The organism is Geomonas terrae (genome assembly GCF_004791675.1).
Taxonomy (GTDB): domain Bacteria; phylum Desulfobacterota; class Desulfuromonadia; order Geobacterales; family Geobacteraceae; genus Geomonas; species Geomonas edaphica.
On sequence record NZ_SRSC01000001.1, the window covers coordinates 1,025,985 to 1,048,793 of the forward strand.

Annotated in this window: 23 protein-coding genes; 12 read left to right on the forward strand and 11 right to left on the reverse strand. The window is 62.0% G+C overall.

All coding sequences use genetic code 11. The features are described from left to right. Positions 1 to 3: 3 nt before the first annotated feature. Positions 4 to 960, reverse strand: a complete 957-nt coding sequence (locus tag E4633_RS04275; RefSeq protein WP_135869013.1) for a CoB--CoM heterodisulfide reductase iron-sulfur subunit B family protein — start codon at positions 958 to 960, stop codon at positions 4 to 6. After that, positions 957 to 1,541, reverse strand: coding sequence for a 4Fe-4S dicluster domain-containing protein (locus tag E4633_RS04280; protein WP_135869014.1), 585 nt, complete (start codon positions 1,539 to 1,541; stop codon positions 957 to 959). Before E4633_RS04280 ends, E4633_RS04275 begins: the two co-directional genes overlap by 4 nt. Positions 1,542 to 1,783: 242 nt before the next feature. On the opposite strand from E4633_RS04280, the gene E4633_RS04285 reads away from it, so the two are divergent. The 4 genes from E4633_RS04285 to selB all read left to right on the forward strand — a co-directional run bounded on the left by E4633_RS04285 (position 1,784) and on the right by selB (position 7,832). Continuing rightward, a complete protein-coding gene (locus E4633_RS04285; protein WP_135869015.1) occupies positions 1,784 to 2,056 on the forward strand; it encodes a hypothetical protein in 273 nt (90 codons plus the stop codon). A 66-nt stretch (positions 2,057 to 2,122) separates the two neighbouring features. Then, a complete protein-coding gene (locus E4633_RS04290) occupies positions 2,123 to 3,832 on the forward strand; it encodes an ABC transporter ATP-binding protein (protein ID WP_135869574.1) in 1,710 nt (569 codons plus the stop codon). Between the two features lie 161 nt (positions 3,833 to 3,993). After that, positions 3,994 to 5,799, forward strand: coding sequence for an ABC transporter ATP-binding protein (locus tag E4633_RS04295; protein ID WP_135869016.1), 1,806 nt, complete (start codon positions 3,994 to 3,996; stop codon positions 5,797 to 5,799). Between the two features lie 122 nt (positions 5,800 to 5,921). After that, positions 5,922 to 7,832, forward strand: a complete 1,911-nt coding sequence (selB, locus tag E4633_RS04300) for a selenocysteine-specific translation elongation factor (RefSeq protein WP_135869017.1) — start codon at positions 5,922 to 5,924, stop codon at positions 7,830 to 7,832. 81 nt (positions 7,833 to 7,913) lie between these two features. Here the strand turns inward: selB and E4633_RS04305 are convergent, their stop codons facing one another. From E4633_RS04305 to E4633_RS04330, 6 genes are all read right to left on the reverse strand, one after another. Further along, positions 7,914 to 9,866: a TraB/GumN family protein gene (locus E4633_RS04305; protein ID WP_135869018.1), complete on the reverse strand. Its 1,953-nt coding sequence runs from the start codon at positions 9,864 to 9,866 to the stop codon at positions 7,914 to 7,916. A 9-nt stretch (positions 9,867 to 9,875) separates the two neighbouring features. Continuing rightward, positions 9,876 to 10,694 carry an AAA family ATPase gene (locus E4633_RS04310; protein WP_135869019.1) on the reverse strand — a complete coding sequence of 273 codons (819 nt, stop codon included), beginning with the start codon at positions 10,692 to 10,694 and terminating at the stop codon, positions 9,876 to 9,878. 7 nt (positions 10,695 to 10,701) lie between these two features. Further along, a complete protein-coding gene (locus tag E4633_RS04315) occupies positions 10,702 to 10,881 on the reverse strand; it encodes a hypothetical protein (protein WP_135869020.1) in 180 nt (59 codons plus the stop codon). Then, the gene (gene hemH, locus E4633_RS04320) at positions 10,878 to 11,831 is read right to left on the reverse strand and encodes a ferrochelatase (protein WP_135869021.1); all 954 of its coding nucleotides are present in this window, start codon (positions 11,829 to 11,831) and stop codon (positions 10,878 to 10,880) included. The genes E4633_RS04315 and hemH overlap by 4 nt, the downstream gene beginning before the upstream one ends. A 214-nt stretch (positions 11,832 to 12,045) precedes the next feature. Then, entirely contained in the window at positions 12,046 to 13,602 is a 1,557-nt protein-coding gene (locus tag E4633_RS04325) for a bacteriohemerythrin (protein ID WP_135869022.1), read from the reverse strand. 156 nt (positions 13,603 to 13,758) lie between these two features. Continuing rightward, positions 13,759 to 13,938, reverse strand: a complete 180-nt coding sequence (locus E4633_RS04330) for a hypothetical protein (protein WP_135869023.1) — start codon at positions 13,936 to 13,938, stop codon at positions 13,759 to 13,761. 266 nt (positions 13,939 to 14,204) lie between these two features. Between E4633_RS04330 and E4633_RS04335 the strand changes: the two genes are divergently transcribed. Genes E4633_RS04335 through E4633_RS04365 form a run of 7 tightly spaced genes read left to right on the forward strand, consistent with a single transcriptional unit; the run spans position 14,205 to position 19,610 of the window. After that, the gene (locus tag E4633_RS04335) at positions 14,205 to 15,053 is read left to right on the forward strand and encodes an SCO family protein (protein ID WP_246037899.1); all 849 of its coding nucleotides are present in this window, start codon (positions 14,205 to 14,207) and stop codon (positions 15,051 to 15,053) included. Between the two features lie 31 nt (positions 15,054 to 15,084). Continuing rightward, a complete protein-coding gene (gene ctaD, locus E4633_RS04340; RefSeq protein WP_135869024.1) occupies positions 15,085 to 16,704 on the forward strand; it encodes a cytochrome c oxidase subunit I in 1,620 nt (539 codons plus the stop codon). Then, the gene (locus E4633_RS04345; RefSeq protein ID WP_135869025.1) at positions 16,701 to 17,300 is read left to right on the forward strand and encodes a cytochrome c oxidase subunit 3 family protein; all 600 of its coding nucleotides are present in this window, start codon (positions 16,701 to 16,703) and stop codon (positions 17,298 to 17,300) included. The genes ctaD and E4633_RS04345 overlap by 4 nt, the downstream gene beginning before the upstream one ends. A gap of 43 nt (positions 17,301 to 17,343) precedes the next feature. Then, positions 17,344 to 17,631, forward strand: coding sequence for a cytochrome C oxidase subunit IV family protein (locus E4633_RS04350; protein WP_129125109.1), 288 nt, complete (start codon positions 17,344 to 17,346; stop codon positions 17,629 to 17,631). A 10-nt stretch (positions 17,632 to 17,641) separates the two neighbouring features. Next, complete coding sequence (gene coxB / locus E4633_RS04355; RefSeq protein ID WP_135869026.1) at positions 17,642 to 18,547, forward strand: cytochrome c oxidase subunit II; 906 nt, start codon at positions 17,642 to 17,644, stop codon at positions 18,545 to 18,547. Between the two features lie 29 nt (positions 18,548 to 18,576). Beyond that, positions 18,577 to 19,383, forward strand: coding sequence for a UbiA family prenyltransferase (locus tag E4633_RS04360; protein ID WP_135869576.1), 807 nt, complete (start codon positions 18,577 to 18,579; stop codon positions 19,381 to 19,383). Positions 19,384 to 19,418: 35 nt separating this feature from the next. Next, positions 19,419 to 19,610, forward strand: a complete 192-nt coding sequence (locus E4633_RS04365) for a hypothetical protein (RefSeq protein WP_135869027.1) — start codon at positions 19,419 to 19,421, stop codon at positions 19,608 to 19,610. A gap of 221 nt (positions 19,611 to 19,831) precedes the next feature. Here E4633_RS04365 and E4633_RS04370 read toward each other — a convergent pair whose 3' ends face one another. The 3 genes from E4633_RS04370 to E4633_RS20505 all read right to left on the reverse strand — a co-directional run bounded on the left by E4633_RS04370 (position 19,832) and on the right by E4633_RS20505 (position 22,365). Further along, positions 19,832 to 21,031 carry a glycine C-acetyltransferase gene (locus tag E4633_RS04370; protein WP_135869028.1) on the reverse strand — a complete coding sequence of 400 codons (1,200 nt, stop codon included), beginning with the start codon at positions 21,029 to 21,031 and terminating at the stop codon, positions 19,832 to 19,834. 6 nt (positions 21,032 to 21,037) lie between these two features. Further along, the gene (tdh, locus tag E4633_RS04375; RefSeq protein WP_135869029.1) at positions 21,038 to 22,081 is read right to left on the reverse strand and encodes an L-threonine 3-dehydrogenase; all 1,044 of its coding nucleotides are present in this window, start codon (positions 22,079 to 22,081) and stop codon (positions 21,038 to 21,040) included. Positions 22,082 to 22,188: 107 nt separating this feature from the next. Further along, positions 22,189 to 22,365: a hypothetical protein gene (locus E4633_RS20505; RefSeq protein WP_198419381.1), complete on the reverse strand. Its 177-nt coding sequence runs from the start codon at positions 22,363 to 22,365 to the stop codon at positions 22,189 to 22,191. Between the two features lie 158 nt (positions 22,366 to 22,523). On the opposite strand from E4633_RS20505, the gene E4633_RS04380 reads away from it, so the two are divergent. Further along, positions 22,524 to 22,703 carry a hypothetical protein gene (locus E4633_RS04380; RefSeq protein WP_135869030.1) on the forward strand — a complete coding sequence of 60 codons (180 nt, stop codon included), beginning with the start codon at positions 22,524 to 22,526 and terminating at the stop codon, positions 22,701 to 22,703. Positions 22,704 to 22,809 lie beyond the last annotated feature (106 nt).

A 22,809-nucleotide genomic window follows, 5' to 3' on the forward strand; every position in this document is an offset into this window, starting at 1 on the left:
GGGCTAGAGCAGCTGTTTATCTCTTAACAGCGGTTTCGGGTCGATGATGACGCTCTCGAAACCGAGGCTTTGCGAGGCGACGCCCATGGCGAGGGCCGCAAGCTGGGTGATGTAGAAGATGGGGAGGTCGCGCCGGTCTTCGCTGGTGGTGCTAAGCGGCAGGTCGGAGCCGAAGATGCTGCCGAACAGGGTGGAGTCGGGAGCGCCGTAGGCTTCCTTGATCTCCTTCTGCCGGATGTCGAGGTTGCCGTGGCACAGGGGGCAGGCAACCATGATGCAGTCGGCCCCGGCAAGGCGCGCCGACTCGAGGATGGCGTTGGAGAGCTTCAGCACCACGCCCGGTCGGGAGAGGGTGAAGTTTGCGCCGCAGCACTCCATGCGGTGCGACCATTTGACCGGTTCGGCGCCGAGCGAGCGCAGGATGTCCTCCATGATGCTCGGGTCCTCGCAGTCGTCGAGTTCCGGTACTTCCGGCGGGCGGGTGAGGAGGCAGCCGTAATAGGCCGCGACCTTGAGCCCCATGAGCGGCTTCTTGACGCTCTCCTCGAGCTTCGCCAGGCCGTACTCGCGGGCGAGGATCTCCAGGATGTGCTTTACCGGCTTGTTGAGCGATGCCGGGCCGTCGATGGCGTACTCGACCTGCTTTCTCTTGGTCTCGTCCTCTTTCAGGTGGTGCTGCGTGGTCTTTAAGCGCGAAAAGCAGGCGGCGCAGGCGACGGCCAAGTCCCCCTCGACCTGGTCGGCCAGGGAAAGGTTCTTCGCGCAAAGCGAAAGCGACAGGAGCTCGTCCACGTTGTGGGCCGGGGTCGCGCCGCAGCAGAACCAGTCCGGCACCTCCTTGAGCCCCACGTTGAGCGCCTTGAAAAGGGCACGGGTGGAGATATCGTACTCGCGGCCGGAGGCGTGCAGCGAACAGCCGGGATAGTAGGAATAACTGAGTTTTTTCTTGCCGGGCGTCACAGTGCCTCCCCCTTCTTGCGCATCTCCTCGATTCTCTTGAAGATCCCCTCGATGTCACCGATGTTGCGGTTCTTGGAATGGAACATCTTCAGCTTCCCCTTGGAGAGGAGCTTCGGTCCGAGCATGAGGTCCTTCAGGAACTGGCCGCTCTTCATGTTGAAGATGGCTCCGAGCCTCAACTCGTACTGGCGACCGTAGGTGCGGATGTTCTCGATGAAGAGCCGGTTGGCGAGCTGCACGTAGCTTTCCTTCGAGGGGCCGTCGGCGTCCCAGGAGAGTTTTCTGAGCGCGTCCATGATGGCGGCGAGGTCTACCTTGTTCGGACAGCGGGTGGTGCAGGTCTCACAGGAGGCGCAGTACCAGATGGAGCGGCCGGCGAGGACGCGCTGCCCCTGGCCTAACTGCAGCAGGCGCACGATCCGGTTGGGCGGGTGCTCCATGAACGTCGACATGGGACAGCCGGCGGAACATTTGCCGCACTGGAAGCAGCGCCGGACCGAGCTGCCGGAGAGCGCTTCCACCTTTTTCACGAAACCGACGTTCATGGTCTCGTTGGAGAGGTGCATCAACTTGTTTTTCACTGCGGACCTCGTGACTGGTTAATGGCCAGCGACCATTTTGTTAATAAACAGCTCGAAATCATACGCCCATGGAAAGGGAAAAGGCAAGCCCTTAACGGGCAGTTTTTCTGTTTTGCGGGAACGATGTTTTAAAATAGACGAAATTTTTGTCATACACGAAATTGGGGAGGACTATACGCCATTTTAAAACAAAAAAGCAAGCTTTTGTTTGCTTTGGAAGGCACTGAAAAACAAAGGTATTTATGAAATTAGCTGCAGAAATCGGCTTTCTCTGGCGGGATTTGGGCTCCGAAATTATACAAAAATGCGTCATTTTAAAACAACAGGGTGTGTGCGGGAATTTAACGTGGAAGTCTCTGAAGTTTCGTGGGAATTGGTTAAAAGTTGCCTATCCGGCGGTCGGCGGGGATGAGGCGGGTCTAAGGGGACATGGCGCGCGTGTTTACATTTTTTTAAAACAATCAAACATCGAGATTGGAATTCGCAAATACTTTGACAGAAAATGTCAAATGTAATAAGAGTACCGGGGCGTTATCCGTGCGAGGTGAACCATCGGCGAGTTGAGAAGACTATACCGCTACATGCGCGATTGCCGGGGGGCTTACCTGCTGGGAGCGCTCCTCCTGGTGGGGACCAACCTGTGCGGGCTTGCCATCCCGTGGCTCATGAAGCTCGCCATCGAGGCGCTGCAGGCCCCGGCGAAGGCGGGATATTCGCCTGCGCAGTTCGGCGGCATGATCGCGGCCGCCGCGGTCGGGCAGGGGGTGATCCGGGTCTTCTCCCGCACGACGCTCCTGAATGCGGGGCGGCGCATCGAGTACCGGCTGCGTGAGGACCTCTACGCGAGGCTGCTCACCCTCGACCGTACCTATTTCTCCAACTGGCGCACCGGCGACATCCTATCCCGCCTTTCCAACGACCTCACCAACGTCAGGATGCTCCTGGGCTTCGGTGTGCTCAGCTCGCTCAACACTGTCATCATCTACACCGCCTCCCTCATCCTGTTGACCCGCATCTCCCCTTTCCTCACCCTTTGCGCCGTCGGGCCGTTCCCGGTCATGGTGCTTATCGTGAAGCGGCTGAGCTCCTCCATGTTCCGCTCCTCGAAGCTCATGCAGGAAGCGCTCGCGCGGCTCACCACTTGCGTCGAGGAGAACGTGTCCGCTGCCGCCGTGGTGCGCGCTTACAGCCGTGAGGAAGGGGAGATCGCGAGCTTCGGGGCCGCGTGCGACGGCTACAGCGAAGCGAGCATGGCGGTCGCGAAGATCCGGGGGCTCATGCTGCCGGTGATGGCGGCGACCGGCGCCCTCGGGACGCTGGTCGTGCTCTTTGTCGGTGGCAACCTGGTGATCAGCGGCGGTTTGACGCTCGGCGGTTTCGTCGCCTTCAACGGTTACCTCGCCATGCTGGTCTGGCCGACCATCATGTTCGGCTGGATCCTGAACCTGATGCAGCGCGGCGCTGCCTCCATGGGACGCCTGGGAGAGATCCTGAACGCCCACGCCGAGGTGGTCGAATCGGCCGAACCGATCGACCCCGGGCATATCGGGGGGCATATAGAGTACCGGTCCCTCTCCTTCTCCTACGGCGGCACCGACATGCTGCGCGGCATCGACCTGAAGATCAGGAAGGGGGCCCGCATCGGCATCGTGGGGGTGGTCGGGAGCGGCAAGTCGACCCTGGTGCGGCTCATCCCGCGGCTTTTCCCCGTTGGCGACGGGACGCTCTTCATAGACGGCATCGACGTGAACCGTATTCCCCTGCAGCGCATCCGCTCGGCGGTCGGCTTCGTGCCGCAGGAGAGCTTTCTCTTTTCCCGCACCATCGCCGACAACATAGGTTATGGAAAGCCCGGCGCGACCCGCGAGGAGATCGAGCGCGCGGCGCGCATCGCTGGGCTTTCCGGGGACATCGCCCGTTTCCCGCAGGGGCTCGACACACTGGTGGGGGAGCGGGGTGTCACCCTTTCCGGCGGGCAGAAACAGCGCGTCTCCATTGCCCGGGCGCTGATCAAGGAGCCGAGCATACTGATCCTCGACGATCCGCTTTCCGCCGTCGATGCCGATACCGAGGAGGAGATCCTCTCCGCCCTGTCCGGTTATTACGGAGAGCGGACCGTGCTCATCGTTTCGCATCGTCTCTCCCCTCTGCGTGGCTGCGACGAGATCATAGTTTTGGAGCAGGGAGCGATTGTGGAGCAGGGGAGCCACGCGGAGCTCCTGGAGCTGGGCGGCCGCTACGCAGCGATCCACATGGAAGAGCAGTTGAAGGCGGAGATAGAAAAGCTTTAAAGACAAAGGCAAAGGCTTCGACGCAAAGACGCAAAGGCGCGGAGACGCAAAGAAAGTCTTTGAGGGGTAAAACCTTCGTCTGTTTCTGGTTTCCTTAGCGCCTTGGCGGCTTTGCGTCTTTGCGTTAAGTCGTTAGGTTTCTAGGTTTTAAAAGGAGAAGCATGCACTTCGGCGGCATATACGAGGACGAAGTAGTAGGCAAGATGTACGATCGGCGCCTGATGGGACGCTTCTTCGCCTACATCCTGCCGTACCGGCGCACGCTGGTGTCGGCGCTCGCCCTGCTTCCTTTCATCGCCGTAACCAAGCTGTCCCAGCCCTGGATCCTCAAGATGGCCATCGACGGCCATATCGTTAAGGGGCAGATGGAAGGGCTGCCGGCGCTGGCCGCCGCCTTCCTGGGCATCATCTTCGCCGAGTCCCTTCTCATGTTCGCGCAGGTCTACATGCTGACCTGGGTCGGCCAGCGGGTCATGTACGACATCCGCGTGCAGCTCTTCACCCACATCCAGCGTCTCTCCGCCCGCTTCTTCGACCAGACCCCGGTGGGAAGCCTGGTCTCGCGCCTCACCAGCGACATCGAGGTGCTGGGCGAGATGTTCGCGGCGGGGATCGTCACCGTGGTGGGCGACATCCTCGTGCTGGCGGGCATAGTCGGCATCATGCTCTGGATGAACGTGAAGCTCTCCCTGGTCACCTTCTCGGTGCTGCCGCTGCTCATCTGGGTCGCCTTCTCCTTTAGGAACTGGATGCGCGTCGCCTTCCGGCAGGTGCGCTCCCGCCAGGCGAACCTCTCCGCCTTCCTCACCGAGAGCCTCGGCGGCATGGCGGTGGTGCAGCTCTTCAACCGCGAACGGGACGAGGCCAAGGAGTTCCAGAGGCTGAACAAGTCCTACGTGGAGGCGAACCTCCCGGTGATCACCTGGGACGCCGCCCTCTACGCCGTCGTCGAGTCGCTCTCCTCGGTGGCGGTGGCTCTGATCATCTGGTACGGCGGCGGTGAGATCATCAAGGGGACGCTCTCCTTCGGTGCACTGGTCGCCTTCATACAGTACATAGAGAAGTTCTTCTCCCCGATCCGGGACCTCTCGGCCAAGTACTCGGTGATGCAGGGGGCGATGGCGTCGCTCGAGCGCGTCTTCACCCTCCTCGACAACAAGGAGTGGGAGCCGGGTGCGGTTCCTGCGCCGAAGCGGGAGGAAGTCGCCGCACCCGCCTGCGTGTCGGCGCCGCAAAACGCGCTGCAGAGCATCTGCTTCAACGACGTCTGGTTCGCCTACAACGGTGAGGACTACGTGCTCAAAGGGGTCTCGCTGCAGATGAAGCGCGGCGAGAAGGTGGCGCTTGTGGGAGAGACCGGCGGCGGCAAGACCACGGTGACCCGGCTTTTGTCACGGCTCTACGATGTGCAGCGCGGCTCCATCACCATCGACGGGACCGACCTGCGCGACATGCCGCTGCAGCAGCTGCGCCGCAGGATCGGCGTCGTGCTCCAGGACCCGTACCTCTTCTCCGGGACGATAGCCTACAACATCTCGCTAGGCGACCCGGAGGCGATGAAAAGGGTGGAACAGGCGGCGGCGGTGGTCGGCGCGGACCGTTTCATCCGGGAGCTCCCGAAGGGGTATGACGAGGAGGTGCGTGAGCGCGGGGTGAACTTCTCGGCGGGAGAACGCCAGCTTATCTCGTTCGCCCGGGCCGTCGCCTTCGACCCGGAGATCCTGGTCCTGGACGAGGCGACGGCGAGCGTCGACACCGCGAGCGAGCGGCTCATCCAGCAGGGGCTTGAGGGGCTCATGCAGGGGCGGACCACGCTCGTCGTGGCGCACCGTCTCTCAACGATCCGGGACGCCGACCGTATCGCCGTCATCCACCGCGGCGAAAAGGCCGAGGAAGGAACCCATGCGGAATTGATGGCCGCACGCGGGCTCTATTACCGGCTCTACCAGCTGCAGTTCAAGGATTAGTGCCCCCGTTCCTGACATCTTTCGCAGGCTCGGCATAAACGAATCGCTAGTTCATGAAAGAGCGGTTGACCTTTCATAGAAAAATTGCGATATAGGAAAGAATTTTTTCACGGAGCCTCCTGATGAAGCATCTGATACTCGGCACCGCCGGGCACATTGACCATGGTAAGACCTCGCTGGTGAAGGCGTTGACTGGCGTTGACACGGACCGTCTCAAAGAGGAGAAGGCCCGCGGCATCACCATCGAACTCGGCTTCGCGCACCTGGAACTGGCGAACGACCTCCGCTTCGGCATCGTCGACGTTCCCGGACACGAGCGCTTCGTCCGCACCATGGTCGCCGGGGTGGGGGGGATGGACCTGGTCCTCCTCGTCATCGCCGCAGACGAGGGGATCATGCCCCAGACCCGCGAGCACCTGGAGATCTGCCAGCTCCTCGGCGTGAAGCGCGGCATCGTCGTTTTGACCAAGAAGGACATGGTGGACCCGGACTGGCTCGACCTGGTGACCGAGGAGGTGCGCGAATATCTCGCCGAGAGCTTCCTCGCCGGAGCGCCCGTCGTGGCGGTTTCCTCCCGTACCGGGGACGGCATCGACGCGCTGAAGGCCGAACTGATAAAGATGGCGAAGGAGATCGAGCAGAAACGGGTCGATTCGCCTTTCCGCCTCCCCGTTGACCGCGTGTTCACCGTGACCGGCTTCGGCACCGTGGTCACCGGTACGCTTCTGTCCGGTGCCGTCACCGTTGGCGACGAGGTGGAGATCCTCCCCTCCGGCATCGCCTGCCGCGTGCGCGGAGTGCAGTCCTTCGGCTCCAAGGTGGAGAAGGGTGGGGCGGGCGAGCGCCTCGCGGTGAACCTGCAGGGTGTGGATCACACCGAGGTGCAGCGCGGCGACGTCGTCGTGCCGAAAGGGCTCTACAAACCGACCAGTGCCGTCGATGTCCGGCTCAACTACCTCGCCTCGGCCCAGAAGGAGCTGAAACACCGCGCCTCGATCCGGCTCCATTCCGCCACCTACGAGGTCCCGGCCAAGATCATCCTCTTCGACCGTGATGCGCTGCAGCCGGGCGAAAGCGCCTACGTGCAGCTGCGTCTCGAGCATCCGGTGCTCCTGTTGCCGGGTGACCCCTTCGTGCTGCGTACCTACTCGCCGCAGGCGACCCTCGGGGGGGGCACCGTCCTCGACCCCGCACCGCCGCGTCGCCGTCGCCGTTCCGCCGAGGCCCTCGAGCTTCTGGCTGCCGTCGAGTCGGGCGTCGACCAGGACCGCATAAGGCTTCTCGTCGACTCCTCGCTCCTCTCCGGCATCTCCATCCAGGAGATGGTGAACCGCTCCGGTATGTCGGGCAAAAGGATCGAGGGGGCGCTGGCGCCGCTTCTTTCCAGCGGTGCCGTGCTGCAGGTGGTGAAGGAGCCGCGCATCTTCCTCAGCAAGGACGCTTTCGCCATGCTGAAGAAGAAGCTCTCCGACGAGCTGGTGGAGTACCTGCAGGAGAACCCGATGCAGGAGGGTATCGGCAAGGAAGAGCTGAAGTCGCGCATCCCGAGGCGCAGCGACGCGCGCTTCTTCGGGCCGGTGCTGGCGAGCCTCGAGAAGGACGGGCTGGCGCTTTCCGACCGCGAACTCGTCAAGCTACCCGGGCGCAAGGTGGGGGTAACTCAGGACCAGGCGAGCGTGCAGCGCACCCTCGAAGAAGCCCTTACCAAGGGGTGGTTCGAGCCGCCGACCCTGAAGGAGCTTTGCGATCTGGTCGGCGCCACCGAGAAGCAGGTGCTCGATCACACGAACATGATGTTCCGCGAGGGTAGGGTGGCGAAGATCAAGGGTGACATCTTCTACGCGCCCGGCGCAGTCTCCGAACTGCGCGAGAAGCTCGTCGGCTTCCTGAAGGAGAAGAAGGAGATCACCCCTCCCGAGTTCCGCGAGCTGACTGGGCTTTCCAGGAAGTTCATGATTCCGCTCCTGGAGTATTTCGACTCAGAAAAACTTACCATCCGCATGGGTGACAAGAGGATCCTCCGCAAAGGATAAAAAAAGGCCCCTGAATTTCGGGGGCCTTTCGCTTTGTAGGGGCGGATGTCTGTAGATGCCACGCTGGCGCCTGCCGATCCATCACCAAATGTAATCCCTAGCGATGTCACGCTTGTCGCGACCGTAGAGGATATGGAAGGCCCTTAGCTTCTTCAGCGCGACCGGGGAAAGACTCCCGAGCGGCAGGTAGATGATCCTCTTGTTAAGCCGCGCGGCGTGCTGCTTCATGAAACTTCTCGGCGGCTTCGCCGCGGCATAGACCACGTCCTTCTCCAGCGAATAGTCGAGCGCCGCCAGCAGGAGCAGCTCTCCTTTGCCGGTGGCGTGCCGGTAGTCCGGATCATGCCAGACGTCGACAATGCGGCGCGGGGGATAGCTCAAGAGAAATCCGCCGTACTCGCAACGCGAGATCCCGGGACCGACGATGTTGTCGGTGGGCGGGGTGGCGTAGAAGGCCATGTCGGACTCTTGGGCGTGCTCGCCAAGCCAGGTCATGCAGTACGGGTATCTGCTCCCTTCCTTGTCCTCGTCGAAGATCACCACGACGCAGCCGACGCCGCTCTTCAGCCGCTTGTTCTCCTTGACGTAAATCTTCCCCTCATGCAGGTTCCGGAGCGTCTCCCGCATGTCGACCCCGTCCAGAAGGGACGACGTGAAGGGCTCGCTTTTGCTCCCCTCCTCGCTCAGCTGCCGCGCGCCGATCCGCTTCAGGTTCCGCCCGTACTCCTCGATGCTCAGATCCTCAGGGGGATAGGAGCAGATGTACGGATCGTCGAACCCCTCCAGCCAGTCCCCCGGGCGCTTCTCCTTTTTCCGGTTCATCATCTTCAGGTGCGAGAACCCCTTGGCGCGCACCCGCTCGCGCGGCCGGAAACGGATTCTCTTCGTGGAGGACCAGAGCTCGTCGGCGGAAAGCCGTATCGTCGGGAGATCGCTCGTCTCGCGCTGCCAGTGATAACGGGCGGCGAGCCGGAAGAAGGCGTAGGCGAAGTTGTCGTCCAGGCAGCCGCGGGCGGCAGCCAGCATCTGGAACAGGTCGGGAAGGAGCATGCGCGTCATGAGCGCGTAGTTGCGGGCGAACCTGAAGAAGGCGCGCTTCTGCCAGAAGTGCACCTTGTCACCGGTCTCCTGGCGGTAGTGCCGGGCGGCCTCGAGGAACAGGCGCAGCATGATCTTCTGCCGGTCGGGGAACTCCCCTTCCTCCCCGATCCGGTGGGCGCTCCTTTGCACCGATTCCGCCAAGGCCTCTTCCTCGGGGATGCTCTCTTTCCCACCCAGGATCAGCTCGAAGGCGTTGAAGCTCTTTCTGAGGGAGTGCCCGTTCGCGGGGGGCTCTGGACCAAGCGCCGTCCTGCGCGTCTCGTAGACCGCGGAGAGGAAGGGGTACTCGGCGAGCACCTCGTGGAGGCATTCCGGGTGCAGGTTGAGGATGGTGATCCCTTCGCGCCGGGTCCTGGTGAGCGGCTGGGCGAGCGGCGCGTCGAAGGAGTGCCGGATCCTTTCCAGGTGCGACATACCGCAGATGAAGAGGACGCGTTCGTGCTGCGCGGAGAGTTGCTTCAGGCGGTAGGCCATGCCGCGCTCGCGGCGAAGGTCCTCCTCGCAAGGCGGGATGTCCCGGTAGAGTTTCGCCACCTCCCGGTAGAAGGGTTCGAGGCCGATGCGCTGCACCGAGTAGGAGTCCGGCAGGTGATCCGGGTGCGACGGGTAGGAGTCGAGGTCGATGTCGACGAGATGCAGCGGGACCTTACGCTCCAGGGCGAGCCTGGCCCCTTCGATCAGCGGATCGGCGGGTTCGATGAGCAGGAAGACGGACTGGGCGGCGACGTGGTAGGCGAGGACGGAGAGCTCGGGGAGGCGCCGGATGCCGCGCAGGAACTGTTCTTCCAGCGTTTGCGGCAGCTCGAGGGCGACGCAGTCGGGCTTCACGCGGTCGAACGCCTCGCGCACCAGGTGGGCGAACTCCATCCGGTAATGCAGGACGGGGAGGGCGTGGACGTTGCCGAATTGTTCCAGGTAGAGTCGGTCGGGCATAAGTCCAGCCTACTTCAGGTAGCGCAGCGCCTCTTCGCCGAGGATCCGCTCGACGGCGAGCGGCAGGAGCTCGTGCGGATCCTTGTTGGCCGCCGACATCATCTTCAAGGCGTAGCGTGCGATGTTGATGCCGTCGCGTACCGAGTACGGCTCGTCGGCGGCATGGCCGCGCTGCAGGAACTGCACGACGTAGTTGAGGATAGAGCTCCCGGCGAAGGGGAGGTTCTCCTTCAGGATCGCCAGTTCCTCGTCCGCCTCGGGGAAGTCGATGAAGAGCTGGGGCTGCAGGCGGGAGTGGATGTACTCGGGGACCTCGAAGGTGGAGGAGTCCTCGTTCATGGTGACGACAATGCGGAAGTCGGGATGGGCCTTGATCCGCAGGCCGGTGATGATCGACTCGACGTAGCGGCGGTCGTCCAGAAGCGGCGCAAGGGAGGCCCAGGCCTTCTCGCTCATCCGGTTCCCCTCGTCCAGGATGAGCACCCCGCCTGAGATCATGGCTGAGACGAGCGAGGACGCGGCGTACTGGATCGCCCCCTCGGGACCGATCACCGGCGTCACGATGAGGTCCTCGGGGCGGGTGTCCATGGTCGCCTGGAAGAGGTACACCTGGCGCCCAAGCCTCTTTGCGGCGGCGTAGGCGAGGGTGGTCTTCCCGACGCCCGGTTTCCCGATCAGGCGCGGGTTGAAGGGGATGTCGCGCTCGTCTATCACCATCCAGGCCGCCAGAAGCTGCCGGAGCAGTTCCTCGTCCCCCACCCAGCGCAGCGGGAGCTCTATGGGGTTGGCGAGGGTGAGATTTATGCCGTCTATCGTGGTCCTGTCCATGTAAACCTCAGGTGTTCATCTCGTGTCCGTACATCATCACCAGCCGGGCGCGGTTCTCCCGGCAGGTGCGGCAGAGTTCGCCCGCGTCCTTCCAGAACTCCTCGGCCAGCCACTGCCCCGCCTCCCCGTAGAGGGAGTCGGGCTCGTTCTCATCGAATTCTATCTTGCAGATGCTGCAGGTCTTCATGCCTTCGCCGTTCTCACCAGGTCCGCCAGGCAGTCCAGGAATATCGGGTCCGAGTTCAGCGACTCGATGCGCTCGAAGCGCTCGATGCCGTACCCCTTCGCCTCCTCGCCGTACTGGATGTCGATCTCGTAGAGGGTCTCGATGTGGTCCGAAACGAAGGAGAGCGGCACCATCAACAGGTTCCTTTTCCCTTCCTTCGCCAGTTTCTCGATGGTTGCCTCCGTGGAGGGCTCGAGCCACTTCACCCGGCTCGCCTTCGACTGGAAGCAGAGGAGATGGTTCGCCTCGCCTACCTGCTCCATGACGAGACGCCTGGTCTCTTGTATGTGGTCGAGGTACGGGTCCCCTTCGTCGATGAAGGATTGGGGCAGCGAATGGGCGGAGAAGACGATCTGCACGTCCTTTCGGTCCGGGAAAGCCTGCAGCCCCCGCATGACCTTCCCCGCGAGCGCCTTGATGTAGAGGGGGTGGTCGTAGAAGCGGTCGATGAAGGTCAGCTCGAAATCGGCTCGCGCCTCCTTCAGGACGCGCTGCAGTTCGTTCACGCTGGAGCCGGTGGTCGCCTTCGAGTAGTGCGGGTAGAGCGACAGCACCACGACGCGCCTGATCCCCTCCCGCTTGATGGCAGCGAGGGCGTCGATGGTCGAGGGGCGGGAGTAGCGCATCGCCACGAAGCAGCGGTAATTCTCACCTAAAAGCGCCTGCAGTCCCTCCCTCTGGGCCTCGGTCAGCTCCCGGATCGGGGACTTGCCGCCGATCTGCCGGTAGTACTCCGCGACGTGCGGGGCGCGCTTGTTCACGATGCGCCGGGCGATGAAGGGCTGCAGGAAGGAGGGCCCGATCTTGATGATGTCGCGGTCCGTGAACAGGTTCATGAGGAAAGGGTGCACGGCGTCGAGCGAGTCGGGCCCACCCATTTGCAGTAAAAGGACTGCGGTTTTTTCTGACATGACGACCTCTTCTGGGGAGTTGGCAGCCCGAGAAATGTAGCAGAAAACGCCGGGAAGGAGAACTGGTTTAATTCATTGGGATGGGGGTGGGGCTGTGATGGGGGACAGGCGGGAGCAGTTAGCCTCCCCCCGGAGGGGGGAAAGGCTGGCGGTTGTCGCAACGCTCCCCCTCCCTGGCCTTCCCCCTCCGGGAGAGGGGAACTGGTTTGTAGGTCTAGCGGATACCGGCCTTGGTGAGGTGGGGGGCGTAGCGTTTGTCGGTCCCCTTGATGTGGTTCACGAGCCAGTTCTGCAGGAATTCGATGACGTCGTGGGTAAGAACGGTCTCGCCCGACTTGAATTTCTCCTGAAGTTCAAGCACCTGGCGAACCAGGTCCCTATGTTGCTGAACGTGCGCTGTTTCTTCGGGATAGCCCGACTTGCGGAAGGCCTCTTCCTCGGCAGCGAAGTGGCTGCCGGTGTACTCGATGAGGCGCTGCAGCACCGAGCCGATGGCGTCCTTGCTCCGCTTGTGCTGCATCGCCTGCGACAGCTCGTTGATCATGGCGAAGAGCTTCTTGTGCTGGTCGTCGAAGGTGTTGATGGTGGTGGCGTAGCTCGGGTCCCAGACCATCGCGTCGGAGAGCTGGAAGTGGGAGACCAGCTCGTGCAGTTCATCAACCTGCTGCACCAGTTTGCCGGTTGCCGCCCTCGTGTTCCGGGCGCTCTCCACGTTGCTGTTCACCACGCTGGTAATCATCTGGATGTTGCTGGTGATCTCGTGGGTCGTTGCGGTCTGCTCCTCGGCGGCGGTGGCGATCTGTGAGAGCTGCATGGTCAGGTCGTTGATCATGGTGAGGATGCCGGCGAGCGCCTCGCCGGAGCGGCAGGTTTCCGCCGTCCCCTGGTTCACCTGCTCGACCCCTTCGCTCATGGCGCCGACCGCCTCGCGGGTCTCGCTCTGGATAGACTTGATCATGGCGTCGATCTCTTTCGTGGCCCTCGTGGTCCGTTCCGCGAGCGCCCTGACCTCGTCGGCCACCACGGCGAAGCCGCGGCCGGTCTCGCCGGCGCGCGCGGCCTCGATGGCGGCGTTCAGGGCGAGGAGGTTTGTCTGGTCGGCGATGTCCTCGATGGTGCCGGCGATGGCGCCGATCTGGTCGGAGCGCTCGCCGAGGCCCGCAACCGAGGTCGAGGTGGTGGTGACGCGCTGGGCGATGTTCTCCATGAGCTGCGCGCTGCTTCTGACGATGGCGGCACCGGCGTTGGTCTCGTCGGTGGCCCGGTGGGCGTTCTCGGCGGCCATGAGGCAGTTGCGGGCGATGTCTCCCGAGGTGGCCGACATCTCCTCGCTCGCCGTGGCGATCGTCGACGCCTGCATGGCGACATCTTCCGCGGCGGCCGCCATGGCGTCGTTGGTGGCGCTCACCAGGGCAACGGAGTCGCGTACCAGGTCGGTCACCGTGAAGAACTGGTGCATGGTCTTGTTCCAGTCCCCCATCATGTTGTTGAATGAGGTGCCGATGCGACCGATTTCGCCGCTGGCGATGTGTTCCACCCGGCAGGAGAGGTCGCCTCCCGCGGCAGCCTCGATCGCTTCCGCCACGTCTCGCAGGGCGCGGGTCTCACTGCGGGCAACCTGCCAGCACAGGAGCGCTGAGATTAGGAATATGATGACACCGGCAAGCGCCATTCCGGCGATGTTGCCGCAGCTGCCGACGACGATGGTGGAGGCAACCGTCGCACAGATAGCAATCAGGTTGATCGTGATGAGGCGGGCGCTGAAAGACATGGACGATCTCCTTTGCAAACACGACATTTGGGAGTTTCAAGGAGTTTATCGTCTGCCCGGGCGGAAACTTTAACTATTCATGAGCATTGTATACGGGAATGCGAGGAGTGCCCGGCAGGATGTGGTGGAGGGCGTGACGATGCCCCTTTGCTTCCGCTATCGCCAGGAGGTGCGGCCGCTGTCGGTGCCGGGGGAGCGATCAATCGTACCGGCGACGAACCTATGGGCGGCGCCGTCTTGCTTTTGATGCGCCTTTTCTGACCGCTCTGCCTGCATCACGAAGCCGCAGGACAGGATGATCACCGCCATGATGAGTTTCGCGGGAAAAGCTTTCATAACCGGCCTCCTTTGGACTGGGGATATCGGGGTACTCCGCTGGACCGCCTTTGCTTGGAAAAATATTGGCCCAGTCTAATGTAACGATAAATTAAGTCAAGTCTAATCTTGGCCCGGTGCGGCTCATGATCGAACCGTTGCAGGAGATGAAGCCTCGTCCTGGCCCGTTCCGTAAGGAAATTTATTTGCCTCCGGTGGACAGCCGGAAATCATCATTTATAATGAGCACTTGTTTTTTTCACATGAGAGAACGGACGGAGTCATAGGTGATCGTTACGGCCATAAGGCGCATGGTACTTGTCGGAGCGATGGCGGCGTTGCTGTTCCCCGCCTCTGCCAAATGCCATGTTGAGGAAGAGACTACTCCGCACGCTGAGCATCAGGGCGCCGCTAAGCAAGAAGAGGGGAACGTAGGGCTTGAGGAGCATCTGGGCAGAAAGATCCCGCTTGATCTGGTCTTCACGGACGAGAGCGGGCGGCAGCGGCGCCTCGCCGAGTTCATCACCGGTCCGACCGTCATCCTCCCTGTCTATTATTCCTGCACCAACGTCTGCAACTACCTTCAGGAGGGGCTGGCGCGGGTTCTTCCCGACATCAAGCTCACCCCTGGAAAGGACTACCGGGTCCTTTCGCTGAGCTTCGACGAGCGCGAGACGCCGCAGCGGGCGGCGCGCTCCAAGCACATGTACGAGACGGTGATGAAGGGTAAGTTCCCGGAGGGGAACTGGATCTTCCTGACCGGGGACCCGGCGAACATCCGCAAGCTTACCGACGCGGCAGGCTTTCATTTCCAGCGCAAGGGAAACGATTTCGTCCATCCGGTCGTCAGCTTCGTGGTGGCGAAGGATGGCATGATCGTCCGCTACCTCTACGGCACGCAGTTCCTCCCCAAGGATCTGACCCTCGCGCTCATGGAGGCGAAACAGGGGAGGATCGGGACCACCATCAGCAAGATGGTGAGCTACTGCTTCAGCTTCGATCCGGAGAGCAAGAGTTACGCGTTCAACCTGCTGCGGGTGAGCGCGACAGTCATCATCGTTTGCGTGGTCGGCTTCCTGATCTTCCTGATCCTGGGCGGCAAGAAGACGGATAAAAATAAAGGCAAGGAAACCTAAAGTGCGGATCTGCAGGGTTTCGGGGGAATAAATGAGTCAAGAAACGGCAACTGCGGAAGGCGGGTTCTGGAGCGATTCCGGCAAGACCGGGATCAGGTCCTGGATCTTCTCCACCGATCACAAGCGCATCGGGCTTATGTACCTTTACTGCGTGCTGAGCTTCTTCATGGTCGGCGTCCTGTTGGGGGTACTGATCAGGCTCGAGTTGATCGCACCGGGGCCGACCATCGTCACCGCCCAGACCTACAACGCCCTTTTCACGGTGCACGGCGTGGTGATGATCTTCCTCTTCATCATCCCGGGGATACCGGCGTCGTTCGGGAACCTGGTGCTGCCGATCCAGTTGGGCGCGCGCGACGTGGCCTTCCCGAGGGTGAACCTCTTTTCGTGGTGGCTCTACGTCATCGGCGCGGTGATCGTCCTGGTCTCGCTTTTCACCGGCGGCGGCGCCCCCGACACGGGATGGACCTTTTACGTCCCCTTCTCGGCCCGGACTACGACGAACGTCTCGCTCGCCGTTTTCGGCGTCTTCATCTTAGGCTTCTCCTCGATCCTCACCGGCATCAACTTCGTGACCACCATCCACAGGATGAGGGCCCCGGGGATGAACTGGACCCGCATCCCCCTCTTCACCTGGAGTCTCTACGCGACCGCCTGGGTCCAGATCCTCGCCACACCGATCATCGCCATCACGCTCCTTCTGGTGGTGACCGAAAGGATCCTGGGACTCGGCCTCTTTGACCCGAGCCGCGGCGGCGACCCCATCATGTTCCAGCACATGTTCTGGATCTACTCGCACCCGGCGGTCTACATCATGATCCTCCCCGGCATGGGGGTGATCTCGGACATCATCCCGGTCTTCTCGCGAAAGCCGATCTTCGGGTACAAGATGATCGCCTTTTCGAGCCTCGCCATCGCGGCGGCCGGTTCCGCGGTCTGGGGGCACCACATGTATACCTCGGGGATGAGCGACCTAGGCGTAATGGTCTTCTCCTTCCTCACCTTCCTGGTGGCGATACCTTCCGCCATCAAGGTGTTCAACTGGGTCTCGACCATGTACAAGGGGTCGATATCGCTGGAGGCGCCCATGCTCTTCGCGCTCTCCTTCATCCTGCTCTTCTCCATCGGCGGGCTCTCCGGGCTGATCCTCGGCGCCGCTTCCACCGATATCCACGTGCATGACACCCACTTCGTGGTCGGGCACTTCCACTACGTCATGTTCGGCGGCACCGGCTTCGCCTTCTTCGCCGCCGCGCACTACTGGCTTCCCAAGTACTTCGGCAGGCGGTACGAGGAGAAGCCGGCCATCATCGGCTGGGTGCTCATGTTCATCGGCTTCAACGTCCTGTACTTCACCATGCAGGTGCTCGGGATGGAAGGGATGCCGAGGCGCTACTACGACTACCTCCCCGAGTTCGCCCGCCTGAATTTCGTGGCTACGGTAGGGAGCTGGATCATGGTCGCGGGGATTCTCATCGTGCTCTGGAACCTGTGGCGCGGGCTGCTGAAGGGTGAGCCGTTCACAGGGAACCCGTGGGGGGGCGCCTCGCTGGAGTGGAGCATCCCGACGCCGCCGCCCACGGAGAATTTTGAGGAAGATCCCGTGGTGACGCACGGGCCGTACGACTTCAAAGGGGCGGGGGTCCCATGAGCCATCTGGAAAAGGACACTTTCGGAGCCAAACTCGGCATGTGGCTGTTCCTGTTCACGGAGATACTTCTCTTTGGCGGGGTATTCATCCTTTATTCGGTCTACCTGACCCGGTATCCCAAGGAATTCGGCCTGGGGGGCAAGCAGCTCGACCTGGTCTACGGCGCCACCAACACGGTGGTTCTTTTGACCAGCTCGCTTTTTGCGGCGATGTCGGTCACCGCGATCAAGCGCGGCGCCAAAAAGGCGACTCTCACTCTGCTGAGTGGGACCATCGGCTGCGCCCTTATCTTCCTCTTCATCAAGTACCTCGAGTGGAGCGCCAAGTTCCATCACGGCATCTACCCGAACTCTCCGAAGCTGATTGCGGGGCCTCCGGGGGAGTCGATCTTCTTCGGACTGTACTACCTCGCCACCGGCCTGCACGGCATCCACGTGATCATCGGCTCGGTCCTTATGGCGTGGACCGCGGTGATGGTGCAGCGGGAGGTGTTGCATGCAGGGGACAACGTGACGCTCGAGAACGTGACCCTCTACTGGCACCTGGTCGACCTGGTCTGGATCTTCATCTTCCCGCTCTATTACCTGATCCTTTAACGGCGGGTCGGGGCGTGGATCGAGATATACCGGAGACATGAACATGACAAACGAAAGCGCGGAACACATCCTGAGTTACGGGAAACTGGTTACCGTCTGGGTCACCCTCCTGGTGCTGACGGCGGCAACCATCATGGTCACGCGCGTGGAGCTTGGCGTCTGGAAGGTCTGGGCGGCGCTTGCCATCGCGAGCATCAAATCGGGCCTCGTGATCGCCTTCTTCATGCACATGAAATACGAGCCGCGGCTGTTCCGCATCATCCTGTTCGTGGCTCTTTTCACCCTGGCCGGTTTCATCGGGGGAACCTTCTTCGACGTACTCTACCGATAAAGGGGCGAACGTGGAAAATCAACTACTCACAACGACGCAAGCTGTCGATCCCGTGTTCATGTTCCTCTTCGGTGCCTGCCTGGTGCTGCTCGTCGGGATCACCGCAACCATGATCTTCTTCGTGGTCCGTTACCGCCGTTCGAAGAACCCGGAGCCGACCTCGCAGGTATCGGGAAGCCCGCTTCTCGAGGTGATCTGGACCCTGTTGCCGACGATCCTCGTAATGGGGATGTTCTATTACGGCTGGACCAGCTACCTGTCGCTCAGGACCGTACCGAAGAACGCCATGCAGGTTAAGGCCGAGGCGCGCATGTGGTCCTGGGACTTCATCTACCAAAACGGCAAGCACAGCCCGAAGCTGGTCGTCCCGGTGGGAAGGCCGGTGCAGGTGAACCTGGAATCCGAGGACGTCATCCACGGCTTCTACGTCCCGGCCTTCCGCATCAAGCGCGACGTCGTGCCGGGGATGAAAAACCACGTATGGTTCGTCGCCAGTTCGCCCGGCTCCTACGACCTCTTCTGTTCGCAGTACTGCGGCACCGGCCACTCCGCCATGATAACGACCGTGGAAGCGGTCCCGGCGGACAAGTTCGAGGCGTGGCTGAACGAGAAGGCGGCAGAAGGCGGGGCGGCCAAGGGTAAGGCCCTGCTGGAGAGCCACGGCTGCCTTGGCTGTCACTCCCTGGATGGCTCGACGAAGGTGGGGCCGACCTTCAAGGGGCTCTACGGGAGTCAGGTGAAGGTGACGCGCGGCGGGAAGGCTGAGACGGTGAAGGCGGACGAGGCGTACCTGCGTGAATCGATTCTGAACCCGGGTGCGGCCATCGTTGAAGGCTTCCCCCCGATCATGCCGAAGAGCGACATTCCGGAAGGCGACCTGAAGGTGATGGTTGAGTTCCTGGAAGGAGAGAAGTGACCTTTTCCGCACGAAAAACGATAGCCGGGATGTGCCGGTTGTTCAGGCTCCCCTTGGCGCTCATGAACGGAACGGCGGCGCTCGGCGGGTACCTGCTCTGCCGCGAGGCGCGTCCCGGCGTGTCCGGGCTCATGCTCTTTACCGGCGTGACCCTCATGGCGTGCGCCGCCTCGGCCTTCAACCAGGTCCTCGAGCGCGACGTGGACGCCCTCATGCGCCGCACCATGGCGCGCCCACTTCCCGCTGGAGAGCTCGCACCGCTGTGGGGGGCGACGATCGCGGTACTGGTCCTTTTGTCGGGTGCCGTCGTCCTTGCCGCTCTCGGCGCCGCGCCCCTTCTCCTCGCCCTGGCGACCCTTGCCTGGTACCTCGCCGTCTACACGCCGCTCAAGCGGCGCACCCCCTTTGCACTCCTCGCCGGGGCATTCTGCGGCGCCCTCCCGCCGCTCATCGGATGGAGCGCCGCCGGGGGCGCGCTGGGCGATTTTCGGATCGTCCTTTTGTGCGGCATCCTGTACCTCTGGCAGGTTCCCCACTTCTGGATGCTGCAGAAAAGGCACGCCGACGACTACCGGTTGGCCGGGTTCCCGTTGTTCGCACCGCAGAGTTTTCGCGGTCCCGGACCGTTTCTCGTGCTCTGGCTTGCCGCCGTCGTCGCGGCGACCCTGATGCTTCCCGCCTTCGGCCTCATCGCCGGCAGCAACGCATCCCTTTGGTGCCTCGCCTTCTGCGTCCCGCTGCTGCTCACGCCGTTTCGGCGTCTCGAGGCGGCAGCTTACGTCGGCGTCAACGTTTTCCCGGCGCTGGTCACCCTGGCGCTGTACAGCACGCCGTAGCTTTCCCTACGGGAGCTTTCCGAGAAGGAGTTTTCATGGCAGACAAGGATAAGTGCGAGCAGCCTGCGCGTCACAAGGCACACATGTGCAAGCTGAAGAAGGATGGCCGGATGGACGAGTATGAGCGGCACGGGGAGAAGCCGATCGTCTACTGCAACAAGTGCCGCGTGCAGGCGAACGACCCGCTCGTGGTCTGCAATCCGAGAAGCATCAAGCCCGTGCGCTAACCGCGACCACAACCCCGCAACGCAAAGGCGCCAAGTCGCAAAGACGCAAAGGTTCAACTATCCTTTGCCTCTCAACGTCTTGGCGCCTTTAAAACATCTTGGTTCTAAGCCTTTCCCCTTTGACTTTTAAGGTTTTATCCCCTTCATCCCTGTTAAACGCTTTTCGGATTTTCTTAGCGTCTTGGCGCCTCCGCGTCTTTGCGTTGAGCCTTTGTCGTTGTTTATGCCTTGCGTCCGATCACCCCTAGTTCCCGCCCGATTTGGGTGAAAGTTGCGAGGCCGGTTTCCAGGTCCCCCTGGGTGTGGGCCGCGCTGATCATCACGCGGATGCGCGCCTTGCCCTGCGGCACGGTAGGAAAGCCGATCGGCATCGCGAAGATGCCGGGCTCGGCGGCGAAAAGCCTGCGTGAGAACTCCTGTGCCACGGTCGCCTCGCCGAGCATGACCGGGGTTATCGGCGTGACGCTCGCCCCGATGTCGAAGCCCGCGTTTTGCATCCCCTCCTTGAAGTAGCGCGTGTTGTCCCAGAGTTTTTCCACGAGCGCGCTGCTCTCCTCCAGAAGATCAACGGCGGCAAGGCAGGCGGCGGTGTCCGCCGCGGTCACCGCACTCGAGAAGAGGAAGGGGCGCGCCTTCTGCCTGATCCAGTCGATGACGACCTTCTTCCCCGCGATCACGCCCCCCATGACACCGAACGCCTTGGAGAGCGTGCCGATCTCCAGGTCGAACTTGCCGTTCAGCCCGAAGTGATCGACGATGCCGCGCCCGCCCCGCCCGAGCACCCCCTCGCCGTGCGCATCGTCCACCATGGTGATGATGCCGTGGCGCTCGCAGAGCTCGAAGAGCCGGTCCAGGGGGGCTATGTCACCGTCCATGGAGAAGACGCCGTCGGTGATGAGGAGCGCGCGCCGGTACTGCCCGATGTTTTCCCGGATCACCCGTTCGCAGTCCTCGAGATCGCAGTGCTCGTAGACCAGGATCTTCGCCGAGGAGAGGCGGCAGCCGTCGATGATGCTCGCGTGGTTCAGCCGGTCCGTGAAGATGACGTCCCCTTTCCCCACCATGGGAGGGATGGCGGCCTGGTTGGCGCAGAAGCCGGACTGGACGTAGAGGGCGTCTTCAACCCCCTTGAAAGCTGCCAGACGCGACTCGAGCCTGCGGTGCAGCTCGAGCGTCCCGGCGATGCTCCGCACCGCGGCCGGCCCGACCCCCCACTGCTCCACCGCTTCCTGCGCCGCCTTCTTGAGGCGCGGGTGGTTCGCGAGCCCAAGGTAGTTGTTGGTGCAGAAATTCAGCACCTTCTTGCCGTCCACCACCATCCAGGGGCCGCAGGCCGAGCCGATGGTGCGTATGTTGGTCCTGAACCCCTGCGCTTCCAGGGCCCCCATCTCTTCGTTGATCCAGGCGAATTTATCTGTCATTACCGGTTACTCCTCCACCCAGTTCAGGATGACCTTGCCTGCGTTGCCGCTTCCCATCGCCTCGAAGGCCGTCTCGAATTCCGTGTAGTGCATCCGGTGCGTGATCACCGGCGTGATGTCCAGCCCCGTCTTGATCATGGACTGCATCAGGTACCAGGTCTCGTACATCTCGCGGCCGTAGATCCCCTTGATGGTGAGCATGTTGAAGATCACCTGGTTCCAGTCGATGGCGAGGTCGCCCGAAGGAATGCCGAGCATGGCGATCTTGCCGCCGTGGCACATGTTGTCGAGCATCTCCTTGAAGGCGGACCCGTTGCCGGACATCTCGAGACCCACGTCGAACCCCTCCTTCATCCCGAGCTCCTTGCGCGCGTCGGCGAGGGTCCTCTCTTTTACGTTCAGCGCGACGCTCGCCCCCATCTTCTTCGCCAGGTCGAGCCGGTAGGGGTTCATGTCCGTGGTGACGATGTGACGCGCACCGGCGTGGCGGGCGATGGCGGTGGCCATGATGCCGATGGGGCCGGCACCGGTGATGAGGACGTCCTCCCCCAGGACCGGGAAGGCGAGTGTGGTGTGGGTCGCGTTGCCGAAGGGGTCGAAGATGCTGAGCACCTCCATCGGGATGCTCTGGTCGGCGTGCCAGACGTTGGTCACCGGGATGCAGATGTATTCGGCGAAGGCGCCGGTGCGGTTCACCCCGATCCCCTTGGTGTCCTTGCACAGGTGGCGTCGACCGGCGAGGCAGTTGCGGCACCTGCCGCAGACCAGGTGTCCCTCGCCGGAAACGATGTCGCCGACCTTCAAGTCGGCGACGTTGCTGCCGATCGCCGCGACCCTCCCGACGAACTCGTGCCCGATCACCATCGGCACCGGGATGGTCTTTTGCGCCCAGGCGTTCCAGTCCCAGATGTGCAGGTCGGTGCCGCAGATCGCCGTCTTGTGCACCTTGATCAGCACGTCGTTTATCCCCATCTCGGGGACCGGGACTTCGTCCAGCCACAAGCCCGGCTTAGGGTATTTCTTCACGAGCGCGCGCATGGTCTTTTGCATGGTGGGACTCCTTTAATGTGGTGGCCGTTTTCGGCTCGTTAATGTTACCAACATCAAAGGCCATGTAAATAGCGTGCGCTGCAAAAGAAGGACTAGGGATACTTCAATTAATACCTGCGTCCGTAATACCCGCCGCCGCGGTCATAACGGCCGTCGTAGTCGTAGTAGCCTCCGCCATGGTGCCGTCCGTGATAATAGCCGTCGTCCACCGGGACGAGGAGGCAGCCGGTCAGGAGCGCCGGGAGGACGACCAGTGCCAACAATATCCTAGTAAGCTTTTTCATCTGAGTTCTCCTCTTGACTGGACCCATTGCCAGTACTGTCAGGTTAGGAGAAAATTGAGGACGAAATATGGAGCAAATGAGAAAAAAGAGGCGCATGTTCTGGTTGTTGAAACTGATCTGCTATGATAAGAGGGTCACCAAGCACAAAGGAGAATGCCATGAGTGAAAACGAGACCTGCCCGAAACCGAAGGAGCATAAGGCGCACATGTGCCAGTTGAAACACGAGGGAAGGATCGAGGAGATGGACAGACACTCGGCGAATCCCAAGTTCGTCTGCAACAGGTGCGGCGCCAAGGCTGACGGGGAAGACTACCTCTGCAACCCGCGGCCGCTGTAATCCTGACGTCCCAGCCGCGGCGTCGCCTGCTGCGCGACGGCCGCGGCTTTTCCTCGCCGCTCCCCCCCCCGTTTTCCGTGAGAGCTCCCACACCATTAATGCTTCA

Excerpts from the sequence above, each read along its gene's own strand:
- E4633_RS04325 (WP_135869022.1), bottom strand. The coding sequence starts at position 13,602 with ATGTCTTTCAGCGCCCGCCTCATCACGATCAACCTGATTGCTATCTGT.
- hemH (WP_135869021.1), bottom strand. The coding sequence starts at position 11,831 with ATGTCAGAAAAAACCGCAGTCCTTTTACTGCAAATGGGTGGGCCCGAC.
- tdh (WP_135869029.1), bottom strand. The coding sequence starts at position 22,081 with ATGCAAAAGACCATGCGCGCGCTCGTGAAGAAATACCCTAAGCCGGGC.
- E4633_RS04380 (WP_135869030.1), top strand. The coding sequence starts at position 22,524 with ATGAGTGAAAACGAGACCTGCCCGAAACCGAAGGAGCATAAGGCGCAC.
- ctaD (WP_135869024.1), top strand. The coding sequence starts at position 15,085 with ATGAGTCAAGAAACGGCAACTGCGGAAGGCGGGTTCTGGAGCGATTCC.
- E4633_RS04310 (WP_135869019.1), bottom strand. The coding sequence starts at position 10,694 with ATGGACAGGACCACGATAGACGGCATAAATCTCACCCTCGCCAACCCC.
- E4633_RS04365 (WP_135869027.1), top strand. The coding sequence starts at position 19,419 with ATGGCAGACAAGGATAAGTGCGAGCAGCCTGCGCGTCACAAGGCACAC.
- E4633_RS04295 (WP_135869016.1), top strand. The coding sequence starts at position 3,994 with ATGCACTTCGGCGGCATATACGAGGACGAAGTAGTAGGCAAGATGTAC.
- E4633_RS04305 (WP_135869018.1), bottom strand. The coding sequence starts at position 9,866 with ATGCCCGACCGACTCTACCTGGAACAATTCGGCAACGTCCACGCCCTC.
- E4633_RS04345 (WP_135869025.1), top strand. The coding sequence starts at position 16,701 with ATGAGCCATCTGGAAAAGGACACTTTCGGAGCCAAACTCGGCATGTGG.
- E4633_RS04315 (WP_135869020.1), bottom strand. The coding sequence starts at position 10,881 with ATGAAGACCTGCAGCATCTGCAAGATAGAATTCGATGAGAACGAGCCC.
- selB (WP_135869017.1), top strand. The coding sequence starts at position 5,922 with ATGAAGCATCTGATACTCGGCACCGCCGGGCACATTGACCATGGTAAG.
- E4633_RS04290 (WP_135869574.1), top strand. The coding sequence starts at position 2,123 with ATGCGCGATTGCCGGGGGGCTTACCTGCTGGGAGCGCTCCTCCTGGTG.
- E4633_RS04360 (WP_135869576.1), top strand. The coding sequence starts at position 18,577 with ATGTGCCGGTTGTTCAGGCTCCCCTTGGCGCTCATGAACGGAACGGCG.
- E4633_RS20505 (WP_198419381.1), bottom strand. The coding sequence starts at position 22,365 with ATGAAAAAGCTTACTAGGATATTGTTGGCACTGGTCGTCCTCCCGGCG.
- E4633_RS04330 (WP_135869023.1), bottom strand. The coding sequence starts at position 13,938 with ATGAAAGCTTTTCCCGCGAAACTCATCATGGCGGTGATCATCCTGTCC.
- E4633_RS04370 (WP_135869028.1), bottom strand. The coding sequence starts at position 21,031 with ATGACAGATAAATTCGCCTGGATCAACGAAGAGATGGGGGCCCTGGAA.
- E4633_RS04285 (WP_135869015.1), top strand. The coding sequence starts at position 1,784 with ATGAAATTAGCTGCAGAAATCGGCTTTCTCTGGCGGGATTTGGGCTCC.
- E4633_RS04350 (WP_129125109.1), top strand. The coding sequence starts at position 17,344 with ATGACAAACGAAAGCGCGGAACACATCCTGAGTTACGGGAAACTGGTT.